Source organism: Rahnella sp. Larv3_ips (assembly GCF_003697865.1).
Classification (GTDB): Bacteria; Pseudomonadota; Gammaproteobacteria; order Enterobacterales; family Enterobacteriaceae; genus Rahnella; species Rahnella rivi.
On the sequence record NZ_MJIB01000019.1, the window covers coordinates 1 to 1,336 of the forward strand.

The 1,336-nt window shown below is 57.6% G+C and carries 1 protein-coding gene; it reads left to right on the forward strand.

The window, feature by feature from the left end:
• Window positions 1–1,336: tail fiber protein (locus ED901_RS19515; RefSeq protein WP_205965129.1), on the forward strand; the 1,336-nt coding region annotated here is incomplete at both ends.

A 1,336-nucleotide genomic window follows, 5' to 3' on the forward strand; every position in this document is an offset into this window, starting at 1 on the left:
ATGGCGGACACCTATAAACCGACGCTTGCGGAGGGTTCAGGCCGCACGCAGACGTTGCGCATGGTGATTGCGGTCAGCAACACCGAGGCAATCAGCTTGCTGATCGACGACTCGGTGATTATGGCAACCGAGCAGTATGTGAATGACCTGCTGGCCGCGCATGAAAAATCCCGTAACCATCCCGACGGCACGCTGACGGCAAAGGGTTTTGTCCAGCTCAGCAGCTCGGTCAGCAGTACCAGCGAAGCGCTGGCCGCCACGCCAAAAGCGGTGAAGGCTGTTAATGACAACGCCAACAGCCGTGTCCCTTCCTCCCGCAAGGTGAACAATAAACCGCTGTCTGCGGATATTACCCTGTTACCGGAAGACGTCGGCGCTTTCAGTAACACATTGCCCATTGTCGATAACACTAAAGTCACCAGGCTTTCAGATCCGTCACTGGTTGCAAAATCAGGCGCTGTCACGCTTGCAGGATATTTTGACGATCATCCGCTTGGTGCTAAGCCTAATCAGGCCGCTGATACGCTGGTGACGTTTCGCCGCGCGTATGATGCAGGCGCTGCACTAACTCAGTACCTCCACAGTACAAATGGTACGATTTACGTACGAACGGGCGCAGTAAGTGCCGCTGAAGAAAGCGGCTGGTTATGGAAGCAGTACGGCGCTACACCGCTGCCGTACGGATGGCGCAAAGTTTACGACACAGCCAATCCGCCGACGGCTTCTGAGGTGGGGGCGCTTCCTGTCGAGTCCGCTGTTCTCGGCACGTCCAATATCAACACGTTTAACCTGGCAAAAATTGGCCTTTACGTGCAAAGCACCGGCGCGAATGCCACGGTCGCGAACGGCTATCCGCCAGGCTCGCAGGCGGCGGGCGTGCTGGAGGTGCTCCCCGCCTCCTGGACGGGCGGCGTATTACAGCGTTATACGGTACAAAATACCGGCATGGTGTGGACGCGTGCGCTCAATGCTTCCTGGAATGGCAAGGATGGACCATGGCGCGACTGGGTGCAGGCCAGTTCCGCCGGTTCTGTCGCAGCAAACACGGCGCTCGGTGCTACTGACCTGAACACTGTGGGTTTTGGCCTGTCGGCGGTTCAGGCGGCTGTTTACCACCAGTCAGCCAACGCCTCCGCGACACCTGACAGGAATTATCCAGAAGCCAAAGCGGGCACGCTGTTTGTTACCGGCAGCGCTTACGGCTGCCAGCAGATGTTTATCACTTTTGATACGTGCAACGTCTGGGTGCGCGGGCTTTCTTCCAACTGGAACGGGAAGGATGGACCATGGCGCCCATGGGTTGCTCTGTATGGCACCAACAATAAACCGACGGCCG